This is a genomic window from Pseudomonas sp. MDV22-iso1 (genome assembly GCF_058145095.1).
The window spans coordinates 208,545-230,332 of sequence record NZ_JBYVMF010000007.1 but is presented as its reverse complement, the minus strand read 5'-3'; the positions used below and the strand labels follow the sequence as shown (position 1 = coordinate 230,332).

Sequence of the window (21,788 nt, the reverse complement as noted above, 5' to 3'; positions counted from 1 at the left end):
AATGCTCAGGTGATCAATACAGGGCACATCCCATGCCATGTGCCGCACATTGCACACCACATCCCTGTGAGCGCTTGCGAACTTGTGGCGAGGGGATTCATCCCCGTTGGGTCGCGCAGCGGCCCCAAAACCTTTGCGACTGCTGCGCAGCCGAACGGGGATGAATCCCCTCGCCACAACAGCCTCGTGCCTCGACGGCTGCTACAGGGATGCCGAAGGGTTTGAATGCTGTGATTTTGCAGGTGATGTGCATTTTTGCAGCGCTCGCATCGAGCTTAATGCGTTTTCAGAGGGCAATGAATCTATCCGATCAATGACCATCCTCTTCGCGGCGGGTAAACTGCGCCTCTTTTCAAGGAGTTCATATGAGTTACTACCAGTCGGGCATTCTCGCCACCCCCGTTCCACTTCAAGCCCGTCATATGTTCTTCGCGCTGGAGTCCGTCGATGCACTGCCGGCAGCGCTCGACAAACTCATGCAACTGGTGGACGGCAAGTCGGCCGTGGTCGGTTTTGGTGAGTCGCTGGTGAAAGCGCTGCACGGTCAGATTGATGGTTTGCGCCCGTTTCCGGCAATGACCGGCGTCGGCGTCGACAACCCGTCGACTCAGCACGCACTGTGGTGCTGGCTGCACGGTATCGACCGGGGCGAATTGCTCAATCGCAGTCAGGCCATCGAAACGGCGCTGGCGCCGGCGTTTCGCCTGGTGCAGATGAACGAAACCTTCCGCCACCTCACCGGCCACGACCTCACCGGTTACGAGGACGGGACGGAAAACCCTCACGATGAAGCCGCCGTGGCGGCTGCATTGCTGGGTGAAGGTGCCGAAGGCCTGGTGGGTGGCAGTTTTGCTGCGATCCAGCAGTGGCAGCACGACCTGAAGGGCTTTCGTGCGTTGCCGTCCCATGAAACCGACAACATCATGGGCCGTCGCCTGAGCGACAACGAAGAGCTCGACGATGCGCCGATCTCGGCCCACGTCAAACGCACGGCACAGGAAAGCTTCGCCCCGGAAGCGTTCGTGGTCCGTCGTTCGATGCCGTGGATCGAGGGTGACCGCGCCGGGTTGATGTTCCTGGCGTTCGGCTTTTCCCTCGACGCCTTCGAAGCCCAGCTGCGCCGCATGAGCGGTCTGGAAGACGGGATCACCGACGGCTTGTATCGCATCAGTCGTCCGATCACGGGGGGGTACTACTGGTGCCCGCCGCTCAAGGATGGACATCTGGACCTGCGCGCATTGCGCATCGGCTGATATCAGGAGTGACAATGAACGTGGTGCGCTGGGGCATGATCGGTTGTGGCGACGTTACTGAACGCAAGAGCGGGCCGGCCTTTTACAAGGCACCTGGCTCGGCGTTGGTGGCAGTGATGGGGCGGCGCCTGGACGCGGTGAGTGATTACGCCGCGCGCCATGGCATCGCACGGATTTACACCGACGCCGATGCGTTGATCAACGACCCTGAAGTCGACGCGGTGTACATCGCCACGCCCCCCGACAGTCATCAGGCTTACGCCCTGAAGGTGGCCGCCGCCGGCAAGCATTGCTGCGTCGAGAAACCCATGTCGCTGAGTGCCGGGCAAAGCCAGCAGATGCACCAGGTCTTCGCTGATGCCGGACTGCACCTGTTCGTGTCCTACTATCGGCGTTCCCTGCCGCGTTTTCAGCAAGTGCGCCAATGGCTGGAAGAGGGGCGGATCGGTGAGGTTCGGCACCTCACCTGGACACTGACCAAAGCCCCGTCCGCAACGGACAACGAAGGCGCCGCCAACTGGCGCACCGATCCGGCAATCGCCGGTGGTGGCTACTTCGCCGACCTCGCCAGCCATGGTCTGGACCTGTTCCAGTACCTGCTCGGCGATATCGTCGACGTTGCCGGGTTCACCGCTCGGCAAGCCGGTTTGTATGCCGCCGAAGATGCCGTCAGCGCCTGTTGGCGGTTTGCCAGCGGCGCGACGGGCATGGGTTGCTGGAACTTCGTCGCCGACCGTCGTGAAGACCGGGTAGAGCTGATCGGCAGCCGCGGCCGGATCAGTTTTTCGGTGTTCGACGAACACCCGGTGCAGCTCGAGGCCGAAGAACACCTGAGTATGCACATCGACCATCACCCGCACATCCAGTGGCATCACGTACTGGGCATGAATGCTCATATTCGCGGTGAGTCGCAGCACCCTGCGGTGGCCGAGGAGGCATTGAAAACCGACTGGGTGATGGACCGTATTCTCGGCAGAATCTGAACCTTCGGCCCTATCTCGTATGGGAGCAAGGCTTGCTCGCGATGGCGGACTGAAAGCCGACAGGTTTCTTCCAGATACCCCCGGATCAAACTGTGGGAGCTGGCTTGCCGGCGATTGCGGTCTGATTGGCGGTGAGATTGTTGCTGGTGTACATATCCGTTTCTGCGGTCATGGCCGCTATTGGTTTCGCCCTTACGGCGAGTCACTTGGAAAAGCGCGCCAAGTAACCAACCGCTCTTGCCCCTTTCGTCCGGTGCCTCGCCTGGGCTCGGCCTTCCCAAGGGGCAAGAAGATCAAGATCAACAGCAACAACGAGGCGGCCTTCGAGCCGACCTGACGCTTCAGGCCTGCGCATTTCCCTGTAGGAGTGAGCCTGCTCGCGATAGCGCACTGGCATTCAACATCAATGTCGACTGATCCACCGCTTCGCGAGCAGGCTCACTCCTACAGGGGATCAATGGGATCAAAAGGATTTGCTGACACTCGCCACCACCGTCGCGCCGCACACGTCGTCGAAGCCCCAGTTGCTGGTGCACTGGCTCTTCGACAGGTCGGTATCGATGTAGCTCAACCCCAGCATCGCCCCGGCCAGTTCGTGGGTCAGTTTGACCTCCCATTCGCGGTACGAGTCCTCGGCTTCGCCCGAGCTTGAGTACAGATGCGGATCCTTGAAATCCATGTCGCCGTAGCGCAGCTTCAGCCCCACGCCATAGGGCAATTCGGTCTCGTAACCGACATAGCTGTAGAGCGAGTTCTGCTTGCTGTCGATCCCTGGCGCATCGTCGGAATAATAGGCGCCAAGCTTCACCCCATAGACGCTGAGAATGCCGTAGACCTCGCTCTGGTTGAACTGGCTTTCTTTCGGGTAGGTATATTTCAGGTAACCGAGGTCGAGGTTGACGTCTTCGGTGGCCTCCCAGAACCAACCGCCGTAGTAATCGACTTCCTGCCGGGTTTTCAGGCCGCCGCCGAAGTCGACGTTTGAGCTCCAAGCCCCCACGTACAGGCCGCTGCTGTGGTTAAGGGTGGCAGCCGCCTGAAGGGCCGGATCGTTCTGGGTCTGCGAGATGCCACGGGTGCGGTAGTCGCTGGCCAGGGTCACGTCCAGCACCACGGCGAAGTCATCGTTCAATGGGATGGCCTGGCTGCTCAAGGGCAGCAGACTCAAGGAACCTAGGGCGAACAAGGTGAAAGCTTTCATGGGGGCACGTTCCGCTATTGTGATTGTTTTGGGCAGATGTCGGGCAAGGCTGCGCCGGGCCTCGTGTGGACAACACGAGGTCGGGCAGTAAAGGGGTTGCGGTTTTTATTAGAGGGTTGGGGCGTAGACCTGGCGGCCGGCGAACCAGGTCTGCAGCACCTGGGTGTCGTTCAGGGCTTTTTCGTCGACCTTGAACACATCGCGGTCCACCACGATGAAGTCGGCCTGTTTGCCAGCGCTCAGGGAGCCGATCTGTTTGTCCAGGCCGATGGTGCGGGCGGCGTTGATGGTGTAGGCGTAGAACATGGTCTCGCGGTCGATGCGCTCATCGGCGTTGAGCACCCCCAGCGGGCCGATTCGGGTCATCGCCTGGGCCATGGCGTTCCACGGGTTGGGCGTGGACACCGGCCAATCGCTGGCCCCGGAGATAGTCGCGCCCTGTTTCAGCAGCGAGTGCGCAGGGTATTGGTAGCGGAACGCCTCGGCGCTGACGTAAGGCTTGATCATGTCGGTGGTGTAATCGTCGGCGCTGGCCCAGAGCAACTGCATCGAGGCGATGACGTTGAGCGGTTTGAACCGGGCAAACTCAGTCGGGTTGACCATCTGCAGGTGGGTGATGGAGTGCGTCACACCGCTCTGGCGGTCTTTGCGCGCCTGCTCGATACCATTGAGCGATTCACGCACCGCGCGGTCGCCAATGGCGTGAATGTGCACCAGCCAGCCGCGCTGATCGATGGCACTGACCAGTTCACCGAAATGCTTGGGATCGATCAGCAACTCACCCGGTTTGTGCGAGTTGGTGTAGGGATCGATCATCGCTGCGCTTTGCGCCGGGTACTCGATCACGCCGTCGGCGAAGATCTTCACCCCGGGCAGCGTCAGGTTGGGAATGCCCTGAAATTGCTGGCGGACCTTGTCCAGTGTATCGAGGTCGGCGGGAACGCTTTTGCCGTTGGCCACCAGCAGCGCTGCGACGTGGGCGGTCATGCCACCGCTTTCCGACAGCGCCTTGTACACCGGAAGCACGCCGACGGTTTTCTCCGTGGGTTTGAGGGCGAATATCGGCTCCCCGGGCGCGGCGTTGGCGGCGGGGTCCATCCACGCTGTGATGCCGAGGCTGTTGTTATAACTCACGGCCGTTTGGGCCGCTTTGAGCATGGCCGCAGCACTCGGCGCCGGCATCTTCGAGGCCACCCGGTCCCAACCGGCGTCGACGAGGAAGCCGCTCGGACGGCCGTCTTCAAGTTTGCCAATGGTGTCGCGTTCAGCTTCCGGCAATGACGTGAGCAGCGCGGCATCAATGCCGGCGCGCTTGAGCATCACGTCGTTGGCCCAGGCCGTGTGGTGGTCGCTGCCGACAAACACCACGGGGACGCTGGCCCATTCGCCAGTGTTGAATTTTTTGCCCAGCGCTTCGGATTGCGCCCAGTAACCCGAGCTCATGCCGGCTACAACCAGCACATCTTCATGCTTCGCCGTGCCGTCTTCACGCCAGGTCCGCAGGCGTTTTTCCAGTTCGTCGAGCTCGACCATCTCATCCGCCATGTTGGCCTGGACCCTTTCCAGTCCGCCGAAAATCGCGTGGGAATGGCTGTCGATCAGGCCGGGCATCAGCGTCTTGCCACCCAGGTCGATGACTTGGGTGCCAGGCTCGATCAGGGCCTTGATCTGCGCATCGCTGCCGACTTTCAGCACTTTGCCGTCTTGTACCGCCAGGGCTTGGGCCTTGGGCTGGTTGTGGTCAGCAGTGAAAATCTTGCCGTTCAACAACACCAGATCAGCCGCCGCCATGGCTTCCAACGAGGCAAAACTCACTGCCGCTACCAATAGATTCGGGATGAATCTTTTCATTGAATGTTTCCTTGTTATTGCGTCTGATGGCGAGACTAATGGCTTGCCGCGCTCGGCAGAACGCCTCGCTCACGAAAAACGTTTTTGCCTGAATGGAAAAAGAATGGACAAGTTGGGTGCACTGAAAATGTTCGTGGTCACGGCGCAACTGGGCAGTTTCAGTCGTGCCGCCGAGCAACTGGGCAAGACCCCGTCGGCCTTGACCAAGGCGGTCAACCACCTGGAGGCCGAACTCGGGGCCCGTCTGTTCGAACGCAGCACCCGGCGGATTTCGCTGACGGAATCGGGCCGGCTTTACCTGGACACCGCGCGCCAGGTCTTGCAGCGTCTGGACGAGGCCGGCGAAGAAATCGAGCAGTTACAGCATGGCCTGCGCGGCAGCCTGAAAGTCACCGCGCCGCTGGCGTATGGGCAGGCGTTTCTCGATCAGGTGTGTGGTGGTTTTCTTGAGCAATACCCGCAAATCAACCTGCAAGTGGACTTGTGTGACGAGTTCGTCAATTTGCTGGAGAGCGGTTACGACCTGGCCTTGCGCGAAGGTCATGACAACTTGCCGGGCCTGATCGCGCGCGTGGTCGGCAGCAATCGCCTGGCGCTGTGCGCCAGCCCGCAATACCTGGCGCGCAAGGGTGTGCCGGTCACCCCGCACACCCTCGATGACCACGATTGGCTGCTGTACAGCCACCCTTTGCTCAGCCGTGAATTCTGGTGGGCCGAGCGCGACGGCCAGCGCCTGAGCCTGCCGCAGCCCCAGGCACCGCGCTTGCGCAGTGACAATTATGACTTGCTGCTGGCCAATGCCCTGGCCGGGCGTGGTCTGCTGCACACGCCACTGTGGAGCGCCGCGCCGTATCTGGCCGATGGACGCCTGGTGCGCCTGATGGCCGACTACGCCATCGACCCTGACAGCTTTGGCCCGCACATTCTGGCGGTGTACCCGAGTCACCGCCGGGCCACGGCCAAAGTGCTGGCGTTCATCGACTACATCACCGGGTTTCTGGCGTCCCGTGGTCTGGATGACAACGCTCACCCCCTGTAGGAGCTGAGCTTGCTCGCGATGACGGCCTGATAGCCAACTCATATCGCCCAGATCCACCCGGATTAACTGTAGGAGTGAGCCTGCTCGCGATGACTGCCTGATAGCCGACAGGTTTCTTCCAGATGTTCCCGGATCAAACTGTAGGAGTGAGCCTGCTCGCGATAGCGGTCTGATCGGCGGTGAGATTCTTGCTGGTGTACATATCCATTCCTGCGGTCACGGCGGCTATTGGTTTCGCCCTTACGGCGAGTCACTTGGAGGAGCGCCAAGTAACCAAACGCTCTTGCCCCTTTCGTCCGGTGCCTCGCCAGGGCTCGGCATTCCCTCACTCCGGTCCTGCTTCGTGGGCCCGCCGCGATCGGCCATCCATGGCCGTGCGCGGCTAACCCGGCATCCATGCCGGGTTACCCACTGCGCAGAACCTGCGCTCGGCCTGCCGATGGGGCAAGAAGATCAAAAACAAAGCGAGGCGGCCTGACAGCCGACCTGACTTTCGGAGCGTGCGCGTTCTCCTGTGGGAGCCGGGCTTGCTCGCGATGGCGGCCTGACAGTCGCGCATTTCTGGCGGGTGTTCCCCTATCAACTGTGGGAGCTGGCTTGCCAGCGATGACGGTCTGACAGCCAACCCATATCTCATTGATCCACCCGGATCAAACTGTAGGAGTGAGCCTGCTCGCGATAGCGGTCTGATCGGCGGTGAGATTCTTGCTGGTGTACATATCCATTCCTGCGGTCACGGCGGCTATTGGTTTCGCCCTTACGGCGAGTCACTTGGAGGAGCGCCAAGTAACCAAACGCTCTTGCCCCTTTCGTCCGGTGCCTCGCCTGGGCTCGGCATACCCTCACTCCGGTCCTGCTTCGTGGGCCCGCCGCGATCGGCCATCCATGGCCGTGCGCTCGGCCTGCCGAGGGGGCAAGAAGATCAAAAGCAGATCAAAAACAAAGCGAGGCGGCCTGACAGCCGACCTGACGTTGGGGCGTTCCTCCCTCCAACGTTTCATCGGACATTTCCTATAAGTCCTTGCCAGAAAAAAACCGAAAGAGTACAAATGTACTCCATGACGACTCTCACTCCCCGCCGTACCGCCATCCTGACTTTTATCCGCGAACGCATCGCTGAGAAAGGTCAGTCCCCGAGCCTCGCTGAAATCAGCGAGGCGTTTGGTTTTGCCTCCCGCAGCGTGGCGCGCAAGCATGTGCTGGCGCTGACCGATGCCGGTTTTATCGAGGTCAACCCGCATCAGGCCCGAGGCATTCGCTTGCTCGGGCAAGCACCGCGCCCCGAGCTGCTGGACATTCCGGTCCTTGGCCGGGTTGCGGCCGGTGCGCCGATTGGCGCCGATGCCGAGGTGCATAGTCGCCTGCTGCTCGATCCGTCGATCTTCTCCCGGGTGCCGGACTACATGCTGCGGGTTCGCGGTGACTCGATGATCGGGGACGGCATTCTCGACGGTGATCTGGTGGGCGTGCACCGCAGCCCCGAAGCGGTCAATGGCCAGATCGTCGTGGCGCGACTTGACGGCGAAGTCACGATCAAGCGTTTCGAGCGGGTCGGCGACACGGTTCGCCTGTTGCCACGCAACCCGGCCTATCAACCGATCATCGTCGAAGACGACCAGGACCTGGCCATCGAAGGCGTGTTCTGCGGTCTGGTGAGGCAAGGCTGATGGGTGCCGTCGTTGCGTTGGATACGCTGTTCAATGGCGGCCAGGTCTGGAAGGGTCGGCCTGCGCCCCCGGCCGTCAGCCCGCAACCCACCGGGCATGCCACGCTGGATGCGGCATTGCCCACCGGTGGCTGGCCGGAAGCGGCATTGACCGAAATTCTGTTGGCCGGGCAGGGCGTCGGCGAGTTGCAACTGGTGTGGCCGGCGCTGGCCAGGCTGTCGGCGGCGGGCGAGCGCATCGTGCTGGTGGCACCGCCTCACGTGCCGTACCCCCAGGCCTGGCAGAACGCCGGGGTCGATCTGCGCCAGTTGTCGATCATCCAGGCCAGCGAGCGCGATGCGCTGTGGGCGGCGGAACAATGCCTGCGCTCGGGCAGTTGCGGCGCGGTGCTGTGCTGGCCGCACAAGGCCGACGACCGCGCCTTGCGCCGCTTGCAGGTGGCGGCAGAAACCGGCTCGACCCTGGCGTTCGCCTATCGCTCCATCAGTGAAGCCATCAACCCGTCGCCCGCGGCCCTGCGCATTGCCATCGATGCCAGGCCCGCGCAATTGCGCGTGCTCAAGTGCCGGGGCGGCCTGGCCCGTTCGGCACCGATTGCTTTTCCCGTGGGGCATTGAGGTTGCCATGCGCTGGGTGTGCATTCTTTTCCCGCAATTGGCGCTGGACGCGGTCCTGCGTCAGCGCGCCAATCCCGAGGAGCCGCTGGCGCTGCTGACCGGTCCGGCCCAGCGCCGGGTGTTGCAGGCGGTCAACGGTCCGGCGCGGGCGCTGGGTTTACGCCCCGGCCAGTCCATGAGCGCTGCTCAGGCGTTGAGCAAAGGCTTTGTCACGGCCGAGTACGACGTCGCCGACATCGAACACTGGCAGCAATTTCTGGCGGCCTGGGCCTACCGGTTCAGCTCCCAGGTCAGCGTGCATTACCCGCGTGCGCTGGTGTTTGAGATCGAGTCCAGCCTGGGACTGTTTGGTGCCTGGCCGCAATTCGAGGCGCGCTTGCGCAACGAACTCGGCGAGCTGGGCTTTCGCCACCGCATTGTCGCCGCGCCCAACCCGGTGGCGGCGCGGGTGCTGGCCAACGCCTATGACGGTCTGGTGGTGCCCGACGATCAAGCCTTGCAGGATCGCCTCGGGCAAATGCCGGTCGACCGGGTCGGGCTGGAAGCCGATGTCGCCACGGCGCTGTCGCGCATGGGGCTGCGCACCCTGAGTCAGGTGCAGGCGCTGCCCCGGCACAGCCTGGCCCGGCGTTTCGAAGCGCAAGTGCTCAAGCACCTGGACGCGCTGCTCGGGTTGCGACGGCTGGCGCTGGTGTACTACCTGCCGCCGGACCGTTTCGATGTGCGCATCGAGCTCAACTTCGATGTGCAATCCCATCAGGCCTTGCTGTTTCCGCTGCGGCGCTTGACCGGCGACCTGTCGGCGTTTCTCTGCGGTCGTGACAGCGGCGTGCAGCGTTTCGACCTGCACCTGGAACACGCAGGGTTGCCGGACAGCGTGATCAAGGTCGGCCTGCTCAGCGCCGAACGCGATCCGGCGATGCTGTTCGAACTGGCCCGGGGGCGGCTGGAGCAGGTTCAGGTCGAAGCCCCAGTGCGCGGTTTTCGCCTGTGTGCCGAAGACTTGCCGGCCTTTGTGCCGCAGTTTCAGGAACTGTTCGACGATCGTCCGCAGCAATCCTTGCCCTGGGAGCAACTGCGTGAACGGCTGCGCGCACGGCTGGGGGATGACGCGGTGCATGGCTTGCGTTTCCAGGCCGATCACCGCCCCGAGTGCGCGTGGCAGGCCAGTGCCGACAGCCAGCCTTGCGCAGGCTTTGGCAGCGTGCAACGGCCGGGCTGGTTGCTCAGCGAACCGCTGGCGATCCACGAAGGCTCGACCCGCATCCTCATGGGGCCGGAACGCATCGAGTCCGGATGGTGGGACGGCGACGACGTGCGCCGGGATTACTACCTGATCGAAACCCGTGCCGGCCAACAGGGGTGGGCCTACCGTGCGGTGGGCGAGGGCGGCCCGTTGTGGCTGCAGGGCTGGTTCTCATGAGCATCGGGTATGCCGAACTGCACTGCCTGTCGAACTTCAGTTTCCAGCGCGGTGCCTCCAGTGCCCTGGAGCTGTTTCAACGGGCGAAAAAACACGGCTATCAGGCGCTGGCGATCACCGATGAGTGCACCCTGGCCGGGATCGTCCGCGCCTGGCAGGCGGCCAAATCCGTTGAGCTGCCGCTGATCATCGGCAGCGAAATCCGCATCGAGAAGGGGCCGAAACTGGTGTTGCTGGTGGAGAACCTCGAGGGCTACCAGACCTTGTGCCGACTGATCACCCGAGCCCGGCGTCGCACGCAAAAAGGCCAGTATCAGCTGCTGCGGGAAGATTTCAGCGAGCCGTTGCCGGGATTGCTGGCGTTGTGGGTGCCGGACGCGGTCGATGCCCTGGAAGAGGGCCACTGGCTGAAGCAGGTCTTCGCTGAACGCCTGTGGCTGGCGGTGCAGCTGCATTGCGGTCAGGACGATAGCCGGCGCCTGCACGATCTGTGGGCCCTGGCCCGGGAGCTGGGCATTGCGGCGGTGGCCAGCGGCGATGTGCACATGCACGCGCGCGGGCGCCGGGCCTTGCAGGACACCATGACCGCGATCCGTCATCACCTGCCGGTGGCGGACGCCGGGCTGCGCCTGCACCCCAACGGCGAGCGGCATTTGCGCAGCCTCGATGCCTTGCAGTCGATCTATCCGCAGGCCCTGCTCGACGAAACCCTGAACATCGCCCGGCGCTGCACCTTCGACCTTGGACAGTTGCGTTATCAGTATCCCCGGGAGTTGGTGCCGCAAGGTCACAGCGCAACGTCCTGGCTGAGTGAGCTGACCGAACGCGGCATTCGCGAGCGCTGGCCGGAAGGGGCCAGCCCGAAGGTGCGCGGGTTGATCGACAAGGAGCTGGGACTGATCGCCGAGCTCGGTTATGAAAGCTATTTTCTCACCGTTCAGGACATCGTGGCCTTCGCCCGTGGGCAGAAAATTCTCTGTCAGGGCCGAGGCTCGGCGGCCAACTCGGCGGTGTGTTTCGCCTTGGGCATCACAGAAATCGACCCTGAGCGGATGAACATGCTGTTCGAGCGCTTCCTCTCCAAGGAACGTAATGAGCCGCCAGACATCGACGTGGATTTCGAGCATGAGCGCCGCGAGGAAGTCCTCCAGTACGTGTTCCAGCGCTATGGTCGCAATCGTGCGGCGCTGACGGCGGTCGTCAGCAGCTATCACGGCGCCGGCGCGGTGCGCGATGTGGCCAAGGCGCTGGGCCTGCCGCCGGATCAGGTCAATGCGCTGGCCGACTGCTGTGGTCACTGGAGTGATCAGGCGCCGCCACTTGAGCGCCTGCGCGAAGGCGGCTTCGACCCCGACAGCCCGGTGCTGCGCCGGGTGTTGAGTCTGACGCAACAGCTGATCGGTTTCCCCCGTCACCTGTCCCAGCACCCCGGCGGTTTCGTCATTTCCGAGCAACCACTGGACAGTCTGGTGCCGGTGGAAAATGCCGCCATGGCCGAGCGCACGATCATCCAGTGGGACAAAGACGATCTCGACGCGGTCGGGCTGCTCAAGGTGGATATTCTGGCGTTGGGCATGCTCAGCGCGATTCGTCGTTGCTTCGATTTGCTGCGACGCCATCGTCATCTCGACTTGAGCCTGGCATCGATCCCTTCCGAGGACCCACAGACCTACGACATGATTGGCCGTGCCGATACTGTCGGCGTGTTCCAGATTGAATCCCGGGCGCAGATGTCGATGCTGCCCAGGCTCAAGCCTCGCACGTTTTATGACCTGGTGATCGAGGTGGCCATCGTCCGCCCCGGACCGATTCAGGGCGGCATGGTGCATCCGTATCTGCGGCGTCGAAACAAGGAAGAGCTCGAAAGCTATCCTTCCGAACAGCTACGCGATGTGTTGAAGCGCACGCTGGGTGTGCCGCTGTTTCAGGAACAGGTGATGCAGATCGCCATCGTCGCCGCTGACTATAGCCCCGGCGAGGCGGATCAGTTGCGTCGTTCCATGGCGGCCTGGAAGCGTCACGGCGGACTCGAGCCGCACAAGGAACGACTGGCGGCCGGAATGAAGAAAAACGGCTACACGGCGGAGTTCGCCGCGCAGATTTTCGAGCAGATCAAAGGCTTTGGCAGCTATGGGTTTCCCGAGTCCCACGCTGCCAGTTTTGCCTTGCTGACCTACGCCAGTTGCTGGTTGAAATGCCATGAACCCGCGGCATTCGCCTGTGCGCTGATCAACAGTTGGCCCATGGGTTTCTACAGCCCGGACCAGATTCTGCAGGACGCGCGGCGTCATCACTTGCAGATTCGCCCGGTGGACGTACGGGCCAGCGACTGGGATTGCAGCCTCGAACCGATCATGGGGGCGCAGCCGGCCATTCGCATGGGGATGCGCATGATCAAGGGCTTTCGCGAGGACGATGCCCGGCGCATCGAGGTGGCACGGGCACGGGGGGGATTTGTCGACATCGCCGACCTCGGCGAACGGGCACGACTGGACGCTCGCGCCCAGGAACAACTGGCCGACTCCGGTGCTCTGCGCGGGCTGGCCGGTGATCGGCATCGGGCACGCTGGGAAGTGGCGGGGGTGGAAAAACAGCTCGGCCTCTTCGCTGGCCTGCCGCGGCAGGAGGAGGGCGCGGTGGCGTTGCCCAAACCCACGGTCGGCGAAGACCTGCTGGCCGATTACAACAGCGTCGGCACTACCCTCGGGCCACATCCGCTGGCGTTGTTGCGCACTGAGCTGAAGGCCCGGCGCTGCCGCAGTTCGAAGGAACTGCTTGAGGTCGAGCATGGGCGACCGGTAAGCGTGGCCGGACTGGTGACCGGCCGACAACGTCCGGGCACGGCCAGTGGCGTGACCTTCGTCACCCTGGAAGACGAGTTCGGCAACGTCAACGTGATCGTCTGGCGCGACCTGGCCGAGCGGCAACGGCAAGTACTGGTGGGCTCGCAGTTGCTCAAGGTCGATGGGCGCTGGGAGAAGGAAGGCGAGGTCCGGCATTTGATCGCCGGACGCATGAGTGACCTGAGTGAACTGCTGGACGGCATCAGCGTGCGGAGCCGGGATTTCCGCTGAACTGTTGCGAAGGAATGCCTGCATTGCCTGCTATTGGAAATGGAAAACCTGTGGGAACCTGCTCGCGATGAGGCCGGCACATCCAACATCACCTTCGCCTGACACACTGCCATCGCGAGCAGGCTCACAGGGATGGGTGGTCGTTCGCAGATTTTGTGCCCGCTACAGTTCACTGTAGGAGTGAGCCTGCTCGCGATGAGGCCGGCACATCCAACATCACCTTCGACTGACACACCACCATCGCGAGCAAGCCCGCTCCCACAGGTTATGTGTGAAGGCTGGTTACTTGGTGTCAGGCCAAAAACGTTCGCCACCGCCCGGTGCATCTGTCCATGCCTGCAACGAGCGTGTCGGCAGGTCGAAATAATCACGGGTGCGCGCATAACCATGGCCGCCCATCCGGCCAATGGCATCCAGCCCCAGTTGATCGATGTACAGGGTTTTGGGGTCGATCAGTTCGTCGCGCACATGGGCCATCAGCACTTCGCCAAAGATGATCTCCCGGGATTGCCCGATGGACAGCGCCATCATCCGTCGGCATTCAAGCGCTACCGGTGCTTCGCCGATGCGTGGGCATTTGACCGTGGTGCCGGGGATGGCCGTGAGGCCGGCAGCGGTCAGTTCGTCGAAGCCCGGCGCGAAGGGCACGGCGCAGACGTTCATGGCTTCCACCAGCGCATCGCTGACGATGTTGACGGTGAATTCCTGGTTGAGCTGAATGTTGCGCGTGGTGTCCTTGGGGCTTTGGTCGCCGTAGTTTTCCACGCCCAGCGCAAGGATCGGCGGATCGGCGGACAGCGCATTGAAGAAGCTGAACGGCGCGGCGTTGATGCGGCCTTCGCCGTCGATGGTGGTCACCAGTGCAATCGGCCGTGGCACCACACTGCCGATCAGGATTTTGTATTTGTCACGGGCACTCAATGTGCTGAAGTCGAAGCTTTGCATAGGCAGAAAACTCTAAAGGAGAGGATCAATCGCGCTCAATGGCGCGTGTGCGCTGTAGTCGTCGGCGAACGGGATGGCCGGTTGGAAAAGACCTTTCCAGTCCGGTTGGCCAAAGGCCCGGTCGCTGTGACTGCGCATCAGTTTTTCGAATTGTTGTTGGGCCTGGCGTTGCAGGGCGGGGTAGTCGACGCCCTGGACCTGACCGTCCTGCATCACGCAGCGGCCATCGATGTAGCTGGCGATACAGTCGTCACCGCGCCCGGCCAGCACCAGGTTTTTCAAGGGATCAAACAGCGGCCCCAGGTGCAGACCGCGCAGGCTGAACACAGTAATGTCGGCCTTGCACCCCGGTGCCAGCCGGCCGAGGTCATCACGACCCAAGGCTTTGGCGCCGCCGAGGGTGGCAGCGTTGTAAAAGTCCAGTGCACAGGTCAAAGCACCATCGCCTTCCATCAAACGGGCGATGTTCAAGCCCTGGCGCATGTTGTCCAGCAAGTCCGCCGGCCAGGTATCGGTGCCCAAGGCGAAGTTGATGCCTTTTGCCCGGTAGCGACCAAACGAATTCAGCGCCTCACCATCCCGGGCAAACACCACCGGGCAGTGCACCAGGCTCGCACCGCCGTCCACCACCCGTTGCAGGTCATCATCGCCACGGGTGTAGATGCCGTGGGGCAGCAGGCTGCGCTGGGTCAAAAGCCCAAGCTGCTGCAACCAGCCCAGGGGTGAAACACCACGAAGCTGCTCGACCATCGCCACCTCACCGAGCCCTTGACAGCAGTGCAGCCGCATCGGCGCGTTGAGTTCGCGGCTCAGCGCGGCCGTGCGTTGCAGCAGCGCCGGGGTGCAGGTCTGGATGCGGTCGGGCAGCAACGCACCGCGAATCAGGCCGTTGTTCGCACCGTCGAAATCCCGAAAGAAACGTTCAGCGGCATCGAGCCCGGCCATGCCACGGGCTTCATCCCAGTGGTGCGCCAACGTGCCGTCGGCCTGCCAGTAACTCATGCCGCTCATGTAGCAGGGACCGAGGTAGGTGCGCAGGCCCAACTCGGTCGCCACACCGGCCACGGCAGAAAACTCGTCGTAGGTTTCCGCCCACTCGCGGTAGTACATCGAGGTGATCGGCATGGCGGTGGTGATGCCGTTGCGGATCAACTGAGTGAAGGCGTAGCGGTACTTGAAGACCTCTTCCTGCGGGCTGTAACTCTCGCGCGGACCGCTGGCCAGATAGTCCGAAGACCACATCCGGCCCATGTCACGCTCGTCGCCGTTGTCCAGGGTCAGCACGGTGGAATCGAGATCACCCAGCGCATCCAGATCGATAAAGCCGGGGCCGATCAGGGCATTGCCGTAGTCGATCCACTGATCCACCGGCCCGCCATAGCCGCGCCCGACAAACAGGATGCGCGAACCTTCGAAGACCACCTCGCCATCGCGCCACAGCACGTGCTGCGTGCCGTCGAAACCGACCACGCAGCTGGCTTTAAGGCCGACTGTTTTGACCGCTCCGGGTTTCACAGGCGGCTTTCCAGCAAGCGTCCATCGGCGGCGATCAAAACACCCGCGCGATAGACCTGCCGCAGCGGCCGCGAAACCACCGCTTCACCGAGGGTCGGCACCGGCATCAGCAGAAAGTCCGCTGGCTGGCCGATCTCCAGACCATAACCTTCACACCCCAGTGCCCGAGCGCCATTCACCGTCGCCGCCTCGAACGCCGCCGCCAGTTCATCGTCCTTGTTCAAATCGAAACGAAATGCCAGCAGCATCGCCCGTTCCAGCATGTCGCCGTTGCCCATGGGCGACCAGGCATCGCGAATCCCGTCCGAACCCAGGCACACATTCACCCCCGCTTCACGCAACGCGAGGAACGGCGGCACCGCGCAATCGGCCGGTGCCGAGCTCATCAACGAAATACCCAAGGCGGCCAGACGTTCGGCGACGGGTTTGACCTGGCTCCACGGCAGCATGCCGAGGCAGTAGGCGTGGCTGATCATCACCCGACCCTGAAGCCCAAAGCGTTCGGTGTAGTCGGCAATCAGCGAAATTTGCCACAGGCCCAACTCACCTTTGTCGTGCAGGTGAATGTCCACGCCACGCTCGAATTCGCTGGCCAGTTTGAAGACGAAATCGAGCTGTGCGATCGGGTCGTTGTCGATCCCGCACGGATCCAGTCCGCCGACATTCTCCACGCCAAGGGCCATGGCTTCGCGCATCAGTTCGGCGGTGCCGGGACGGCTGATCAGACCGGTTTGCGGGAACACCACCAGTTGCAGGTCGATCAGGTCACGGTATTTTTCACGCAATTGCTGCATGGCTTCGACGTGGCGCAGGCCGAATTCCGGGTCGATGTCGACGTGACAGCGCAGGGTCAGCGAGCCACGGGCGATGCAGTTTTCCAGCAGCGCGCCGGCGCGTTGGGCGATGGGGGTTTCGACTTCACGCAGGATGCGGCGCTCGTTGGCGATGTAGTCCTTGAGCGTGGGACCTGCGCTATTGGGGCGCCAGGGTTGGCCCCAGAGGGTTTTGTCGAGGTGCACGTGGCTTTCCACCAGGGCCGGGGTGAGGAGCTGGTGTTGGCCATCGATGTCGGTGGCCAGCAGCTCGGTGGTCGAGGCGGGGCGACGTTGGGTGAACCGGCCGTTTTCGATCAGCAGGTCTTCGGCGGTGGCGCCGTAGGGGCGCACGTTGCGTAGCCAGCGGGGTTTGGACATATAAACCTCATTCATTCTTTAAATCAGCGGTGTTCCGGCTGGCCTCATCGCTAGCAGGCTAGCTCCCACAGTGGTTTTGTGTGGGGCCAGAATCTGAGGCAACCCCCACAGTAGTTTTGTGTGGGTCACAGAATCCGGGGCAACCCCGAATCCTGTGGGAGCTAGCCTGCTAGCGATGGCCGCGACCTGGTTTCAAGTCAAACGATCAGCCTTTAAGCTTCGCCCAGATCCGGTCCTGCAGTTCCCGCGCCTTGTTGCTGCATTCCTTTTCAGGCCGCAGACGCGAGGCGAATTCGTCGGGCATGTTGATGGCGTCCATGACCTTCCATTTGGCGTCGAGCAGCTTGTCGCTCTGGATGCCGTTGGCGTAGGCAATGGCGTTGGACACGGCGGCAGCGTTTTCCGGTTTCATCATCCAGTCGATGAACACCTTCGCGTTGCCAGGGTGCGGCGCGCTTTTGGGTACGGCGAAGTTGTCCTGGAACATCGCCACACCTTCACGCGGATAAACGTACTTGATGGTGTTCTTTTGCAAGGTCGCCCGCGCCGTCGAACCGTTCCAGTTCTGCATCATGATCACTTCACCGGAGGCCATGCGGTCGACGGTGTTGTCCGAGCTGTACATCTTCAGGAACGGCTTCTGTTTTTGCAGCAGCTCCAGAATCCGCTTGGCGTCCTGCGGGTTTTCGCTGCATTCGTCGACATCCAGGTAATGACTGGCAGCGTTGATCACACTGCTGGAGGTGTCGAGCGCCGCCAGTTGGCCTTGCAGTTCCTTGCGCGGCTCGAAGAACTCCTTCCAGGAATCGTCCAGCTTGCCGCCAGGCACCCGCGCACTGTCATAGGAGAATCCGGTGGTGCCCCACAGGTACGGCGCCGAGAACTTGCGGCCGGGGTCGAAGCTGGGGTCGCGGAACGCCGGTTTGACGTACTGGAAGTTGGGCAGGGCCGACGCGTCGATTTCCAGCAGCAGGTCCTGTTTGATCAGGGTTTGCATGATCGACTGCGACGGCACGATCACGTCATAGGCCGCACCGCCGGCCTGCAATTTGGCCAGCAGGGTTTCGTTGCTGTCGTAGCCGTCCATGGTGACCTTGATGCCGGTCTCTTTTTCGAACTTGGTCAGCAGCTCGACCGGGTAGTAATCGGTCCAGTTGTAGAAGAACAATTCTTTGGGCTCGGCGGCCTGTGCGCCGAACGCAGTGAGTGCGGTGAAGCAACTGAGGGCCAGGCCGGCGACGCCGCAACGCATGCTTTTATTTTTCATCGAGAACGCTCCAGAGGGAAAAGGACTCATTGGTTTTTGCCGCGCTGTCCCAGCCAGAAGGCCAGCACCACCAGCACGATGGAGATCACCAGCATCAGGGTCGAGATCGCGTTGATCTCCGGCGTCACGCCGGCCTTGATGGCCGAGAAGATGTACACCGGCAAGGTCGTGGAACCAGGGCCGGCAACGAAGAACGTCATGATGAAATCGTCGAGGCTGACCACGAACGCCAGCACCGAACCGGACAACACCGCAGGCCACAGCAACGGCAACGTGACTCGACGGAACACCTGCCACGGATTGGCGTACAAGTCGTTCGCCGCCTCCAGCAGGCTCTTGTCCAGATCATTGAGCCGGGCACGGATGGGCAGGTAGGCGAAGGGAATGCAGAAGCCGACGTGCGCCACGATCACCGTGAGCAAACCGAGCTTGATCCCCAGTGCCATGAACAGCAGCAGGGTGGCGACGGCGGTGACGATCTCCGGCAGGATCAGCGGCAGGTTGATCCCGCCCTCGACCATCTTCTGTCCATAAAAAGGCCGGTAGGTCGCCAGCGCTGCGAGCAAGGCAATCGCCGTGGCGCAGACCGTGGCGATGCTGGCAACGATGATCGAGTTCAGTGCGGCGGTCTGTATCGACGGGTTGGCCAGGATCCGCCCGTACCAGGCGAAGGAAAACTCGGTCCACACCGTCGCCGAACGGTTGGCGTTGAAGCTGTAGGCGATCAGCACGAAGATCGGCACGTACAGATAGGCCAGGATCAGCAGGCTGACTTCGCGGGTGAGCGGCAGTTTTTTCAGGTGCAGGGCGATCATGCGGTGGCTCCCCGACGAAGAGTTTTGGCGGCGCTGCGGCTATAGAGGGCGTACAGCACCAGCGACAGCAACAGAATCCCCAGCAGCAGGAATGACAGCGAGCTGCCCAGCGGCCAGTTGCGCGCCGTGCCGAACTGCTGCTGGATCAGGTTGCCGATCATCAGCGTCTTGCCGCCGCCGAGAATCGCCGGGGTGATGAACGCGCCGAGGCTCGGCACAAACACCAGCAGCGCACCGGCAATCACCCCCGGCATCGACAGCGGCAGGATGATCCGCTTCAGCGCATGCCAGCGATTGGCACCCAGGTCGTAGGCGGCTTCGACAAGCCGCCAGTCGAGTTTTTCCAGGGTCGAGTAGATCGGTAAAATCATGAACGGCAGGAAGCTGTAGACCAGCCCGACGCTGACCGCGAAGTCGTTGTAAAGCAGGGTGATGCCACCGGCCTGGGGGAACAGCGCGTTGAGGCTTTGCGCCACCCAGCCGTGCTCGCGCAAGATGATCAGCCAGGCGTAGTTGCGGATCAGCAGGTTGGTCCAGAACGGAATGGTGATGAGCAAGACCATGAGGTTACGTCGGCGGGGGGTGAGGCTCGACATCCACAACGCCACCGGAAAGCCGAACAGGAAACACAACACCGTGGTGCCGCCGGCCTGGAAAACCGAGCGTAACAATGCCTGGGCGTAGACCCAGTTGAGCTCGAGTTCACCGTCGAAACCTTCCTGGTAAAACAGCTGCACATAGCTTTGCAATTGCCAGTTGGCCTGCCAGTCGACACCGCCATAGACGTTGCGAGGTAGCAGGCTGATATAGCCCATGATCCCCAGCGGGATGGCGATCAGGGCCAGCAGGGTCAGAACCACCGGGCTGAGCAACAGCGCACGGTTGAGGGCGGGGGAAGTGCTGCTGACGCTCATCTCAGGCCTCCATCAACAGGCAGGCATGGGGCGGCAGATTGACCGCGACGCGATCACCGACCAGCCGGCCGCGGTTCAGGCCTTCGTTGTTCTCGCGCAGCATGACCTTGATGTCGTTGTTCAAACGGCATTGATAGAGCGTCGCGGTGCCGACATACAGCACCGCTTCGATCACGCCCCGCAGGTGATGGGGTTGCGTCGGGTCGACCAGTTGCGAACGCTCCGGGCGGAACGCCAATTGCACCTTGGCGCTGTCGACGCCTTGAGGCGCGCAGGGGATTTCCACCGGCATGCCATTGGGGATGAACAGGTTTTCGTTGTGCAGGCCGCGCTTGAGGTGGCCGGGAAGGAAGTTGATGTCGCCGATGAACTGCGCCACGAATTGATGTTGCGGGCGTTCGTAGATGTCGTTCGGGGTACCGATCTGCAAGATCTTGCCGGCGGACATCACGGCAATGCGATCGGACAGGGTCAGGGCTTCCTCCTGATCGTGGGTCACGAAAATGAACGTGATCCCGGCTTCCTTCTGCACGCGCTTGAGTTCGACCTGCATCTCTTTGCGCAACTTGAGGTCGAGGGCCGACAAGGGCTCATCCAGCAACAACACTTTCGGTTTCGGCGCCAATGCCCGTGCCAGCGCGACACGCTGCTGCTGGCCGCCGGACAATTCGGCGGGTTTGCGTTGAGCCAGGTGCTGCATTTGCACCAGGGCGAGCATCTCTTCCACTCGCTGGGCCGTCTGCTTGCAATCAAGACCCTGCATCTCGAGGCCGAAGGCGATATTCTGCGCGACACTCATGTGTGGAAACAGCGCGTAACTCTGGAACACCGTATTGACCCGACGTTTGAAGGGCGGCAAGTGGTTGACCGGTTCGCCAGCCAGGCGGATCTCGCCGTCGCTGACGTGCTCGAAACCGGCAATGGTGCGCAGCAGGGTGGTTTTGCCGCAGCCGGAGGGGCCGAGCAGGGTGAAGAATTCGTTGTCGGCAATGTCTACAGAGACATTGTCGAGGGCGGGCGCCAGCCCGGGATCGTCGGAATACCGCTTGGAAACGTTACGCACTTCAATCGCGACTGGATGACCCATAATGGTGCATTCCTCTAATTATTGTATGCAATATCTGGATGCAATCTAGAAATAACCGGATTAATCTGCCTGTGCAACCCCCTTTTTCAATGGCTGCTCATCGCCAGGGGCTGGTTGCTCAGCGCATCAGGAGTGTTCAGATGACCGACAAAAAACTCGAGACGACCGTCGACCGCGTCTACCAAGGGGTTTACGAGGCGATCAGCAAACGTTCTTTACGCCCGGGCATGAAGCTGGGCGAGGCGTCACTGGCCGAACTTTTTAATGTCAGCCGGACGTCGGTTCGTGCCGCGCTCAAGCAATTGGAGGCGGATGGGCTGGTCACGACCGAGCCCAATAAAGGTGCGTCGGTGTCGTTGCCGAGTGACGAGGAGATCCGTTCGTTGTTTGAAACCCGGCGCCTGGTCGAGATCGGCATCGTCAGTGAACTGTGCCGTCGGCGGGACACTTCCGTAACCCGGGACCTGCGCGATCACTTGTTGCTGGAAGATGAAGCGCATCAAAGCGGTGACCACGAACGGCTGATTCATTTGTTGGGCGAGTTCCACATCAAGCTCGCGCGCAGCCTGAACAACCCGGTGCTGCTCGACTGGTTCCAGAAGCTGATTTCCCGTGCCTCGCTGTATGCGGCAGCGCTGGATGACGACAGCCACGAAGCCTGCCGTGACGACGAACACCTGCGTTTGATCGAGTACATCGAGGCGGGTAACCAGAGCGCGGCGATCGAACTCACCTGCCTGCATTTGAACGGCATCGAAAAGGCCATCCTCGACGTCGCGGCCACGCTGAAAACTGGCTACCATCCGTTTAAGCATTTGATTGAGGTGTGACGCTCGATCCATAGCCGCCACCAACCTTGTAGCAGCTGCCGAGGTACGAGGCTGCGTTGCGTGTCCGCAGGACCGCCCAGGGGTCGCTTCGCAACCCAACGCAGCCTCGTACCT

The 21,788-nt window shown here is 62.0% G+C and carries 17 protein-coding genes; 8 read left to right on the top strand and 9 right to left on the bottom strand.

Annotated features, from left to right (window positions below; genetic code table 11):
• Positions 1 to 365 precede the first annotated feature (365 nt).
• Together AC3ZVB_RS11300 and AC3ZVB_RS11295 are read left to right on the top strand one after the other, a co-directional pair.
• Positions 366 to 1,253: a Dyp-type peroxidase gene (locus tag AC3ZVB_RS11300; protein WP_490146569.1), complete on the top strand. Its 888-nt coding sequence runs from the start codon at positions 366 to 368 to the stop codon at positions 1,251 to 1,253.
• A 14-nt stretch (positions 1,254 to 1,267) separates the two neighbouring features.
• The gene (locus AC3ZVB_RS11295) at positions 1,268 to 2,236 is read left to right on the top strand and encodes a Gfo/Idh/MocA family protein (RefSeq protein ID WP_490146568.1); all 969 of its coding nucleotides are present in this window, start codon (positions 1,268 to 1,270) and stop codon (positions 2,234 to 2,236) included.
• Positions 2,237 to 2,699: 463 nt separating this feature from the next.
• On the opposite strand, the gene AC3ZVB_RS11290 is transcribed toward AC3ZVB_RS11295, so the two are convergent.
• A complete protein-coding gene (locus tag AC3ZVB_RS11290) occupies positions 2,700 to 3,437 on the bottom strand; it encodes a TorF family putative porin (protein WP_162440922.1) in 738 nt (245 codons plus the stop codon).
• A 108-nt stretch (positions 3,438 to 3,545) separates the two neighbouring features.
• Positions 3,546 to 5,288, bottom strand: coding sequence for an amidohydrolase (locus AC3ZVB_RS11285; RefSeq protein ID WP_490146567.1), 1,743 nt, complete (start codon positions 5,286 to 5,288; stop codon positions 3,546 to 3,548).
• Between the two features lie 103 nt (positions 5,289 to 5,391).
• Here AC3ZVB_RS11285 and AC3ZVB_RS11280 point away from each other — a divergent pair, with 103 nt between their 5' ends.
• The 5 genes from AC3ZVB_RS11280 to AC3ZVB_RS11260 all read left to right on the top strand — a co-directional run bounded on the left by AC3ZVB_RS11280 (position 5,392) and on the right by AC3ZVB_RS11260 (position 13,108).
• The gene (locus tag AC3ZVB_RS11280) at positions 5,392 to 6,327 is read left to right on the top strand and encodes a LysR family transcriptional regulator (protein WP_490146566.1); all 936 of its coding nucleotides are present in this window, start codon (positions 5,392 to 5,394) and stop codon (positions 6,325 to 6,327) included.
• A gap of 1,049 nt (positions 6,328 to 7,376) precedes the next feature.
• Positions 7,377 to 7,994, top strand: coding sequence for a transcriptional repressor LexA (gene lexA / locus AC3ZVB_RS11275; protein ID WP_490146565.1), 618 nt, complete (start codon positions 7,377 to 7,379; stop codon positions 7,992 to 7,994).
• A complete protein-coding gene (imuA, locus tag AC3ZVB_RS11270; RefSeq protein WP_490146564.1) occupies positions 7,994 to 8,611 on the top strand; it encodes a translesion DNA synthesis-associated protein ImuA in 618 nt (205 codons plus the stop codon). Before lexA ends, imuA begins: the two co-directional genes overlap by 1 nt.
• 7 nt (positions 8,612 to 8,618) lie before the next feature.
• Entirely contained in the window at positions 8,619 to 10,034 is a 1,416-nt protein-coding gene (locus tag AC3ZVB_RS11265) for a Y-family DNA polymerase (RefSeq protein ID WP_490146563.1), read from the top strand.
• Complete coding sequence (locus tag AC3ZVB_RS11260; RefSeq protein ID WP_490146562.1) at positions 10,010 to 13,108, top strand: error-prone DNA polymerase; 3,099 nt, start codon at positions 10,010 to 10,012, stop codon at positions 13,106 to 13,108. The genes AC3ZVB_RS11265 and AC3ZVB_RS11260 overlap by 25 nt, the downstream gene beginning before the upstream one ends.
• A gap of 282 nt (positions 13,109 to 13,390) precedes the next feature.
• On the opposite strand, the gene AC3ZVB_RS11255 is transcribed toward AC3ZVB_RS11260, so the two are convergent.
• From AC3ZVB_RS11255 to AC3ZVB_RS11225, 7 genes are all read right to left on the bottom strand, one after another.
• Positions 13,391 to 14,053, bottom strand: coding sequence for a flavin reductase family protein (locus tag AC3ZVB_RS11255; protein WP_162439298.1), 663 nt, complete (start codon positions 14,051 to 14,053; stop codon positions 13,391 to 13,393).
• Between the two features lie 12 nt (positions 14,054 to 14,065).
• Positions 14,066 to 15,568 carry an amidohydrolase family protein gene (locus AC3ZVB_RS11250; RefSeq protein ID WP_490146561.1) on the bottom strand — a complete coding sequence of 501 codons (1,503 nt, stop codon included), beginning with the start codon at positions 15,566 to 15,568 and terminating at the stop codon, positions 14,066 to 14,068.
• Positions 15,565 to 16,761, bottom strand: coding sequence for an amidohydrolase family protein (locus tag AC3ZVB_RS11245; RefSeq protein WP_490146560.1), 1,197 nt, complete (start codon positions 16,759 to 16,761; stop codon positions 15,565 to 15,567). The genes AC3ZVB_RS11250 and AC3ZVB_RS11245 overlap by 4 nt, the downstream gene beginning before the upstream one ends.
• A gap of 205 nt (positions 16,762 to 16,966) precedes the next feature.
• Complete coding sequence (locus AC3ZVB_RS11240; protein WP_490146559.1) at positions 16,967 to 18,028, bottom strand: extracellular solute-binding protein; 1,062 nt, start codon at positions 18,026 to 18,028, stop codon at positions 16,967 to 16,969.
• 26 nt (positions 18,029 to 18,054) lie between these two features.
• Positions 18,055 to 18,843 carry an ABC transporter permease gene (locus AC3ZVB_RS11235; protein ID WP_008031524.1) on the bottom strand — a complete coding sequence of 263 codons (789 nt, stop codon included), beginning with the start codon at positions 18,841 to 18,843 and terminating at the stop codon, positions 18,055 to 18,057.
• The gene (locus tag AC3ZVB_RS11230) at positions 18,840 to 19,757 is read right to left on the bottom strand and encodes an ABC transporter permease (RefSeq protein WP_162439302.1); all 918 of its coding nucleotides are present in this window, start codon (positions 19,755 to 19,757) and stop codon (positions 18,840 to 18,842) included. The genes AC3ZVB_RS11235 and AC3ZVB_RS11230 overlap by 4 nt, the downstream gene beginning before the upstream one ends.
• Before the next feature lies 1 nt (position 19,758).
• Positions 19,759 to 20,844, bottom strand: coding sequence for an ABC transporter ATP-binding protein (locus AC3ZVB_RS11225; protein ID WP_490146558.1), 1,086 nt, complete (start codon positions 20,842 to 20,844; stop codon positions 19,759 to 19,761).
• Positions 20,845 to 20,984: 140 nt separating this feature from the next.
• Here AC3ZVB_RS11225 and AC3ZVB_RS11220 point away from each other — a divergent pair, with 140 nt between their 5' ends.
• The gene (locus tag AC3ZVB_RS11220; protein WP_162439304.1) at positions 20,985 to 21,674 is read left to right on the top strand and encodes a GntR family transcriptional regulator; all 690 of its coding nucleotides are present in this window, start codon (positions 20,985 to 20,987) and stop codon (positions 21,672 to 21,674) included.
• Positions 21,675 to 21,788: the final 114 nt, after the last annotated feature.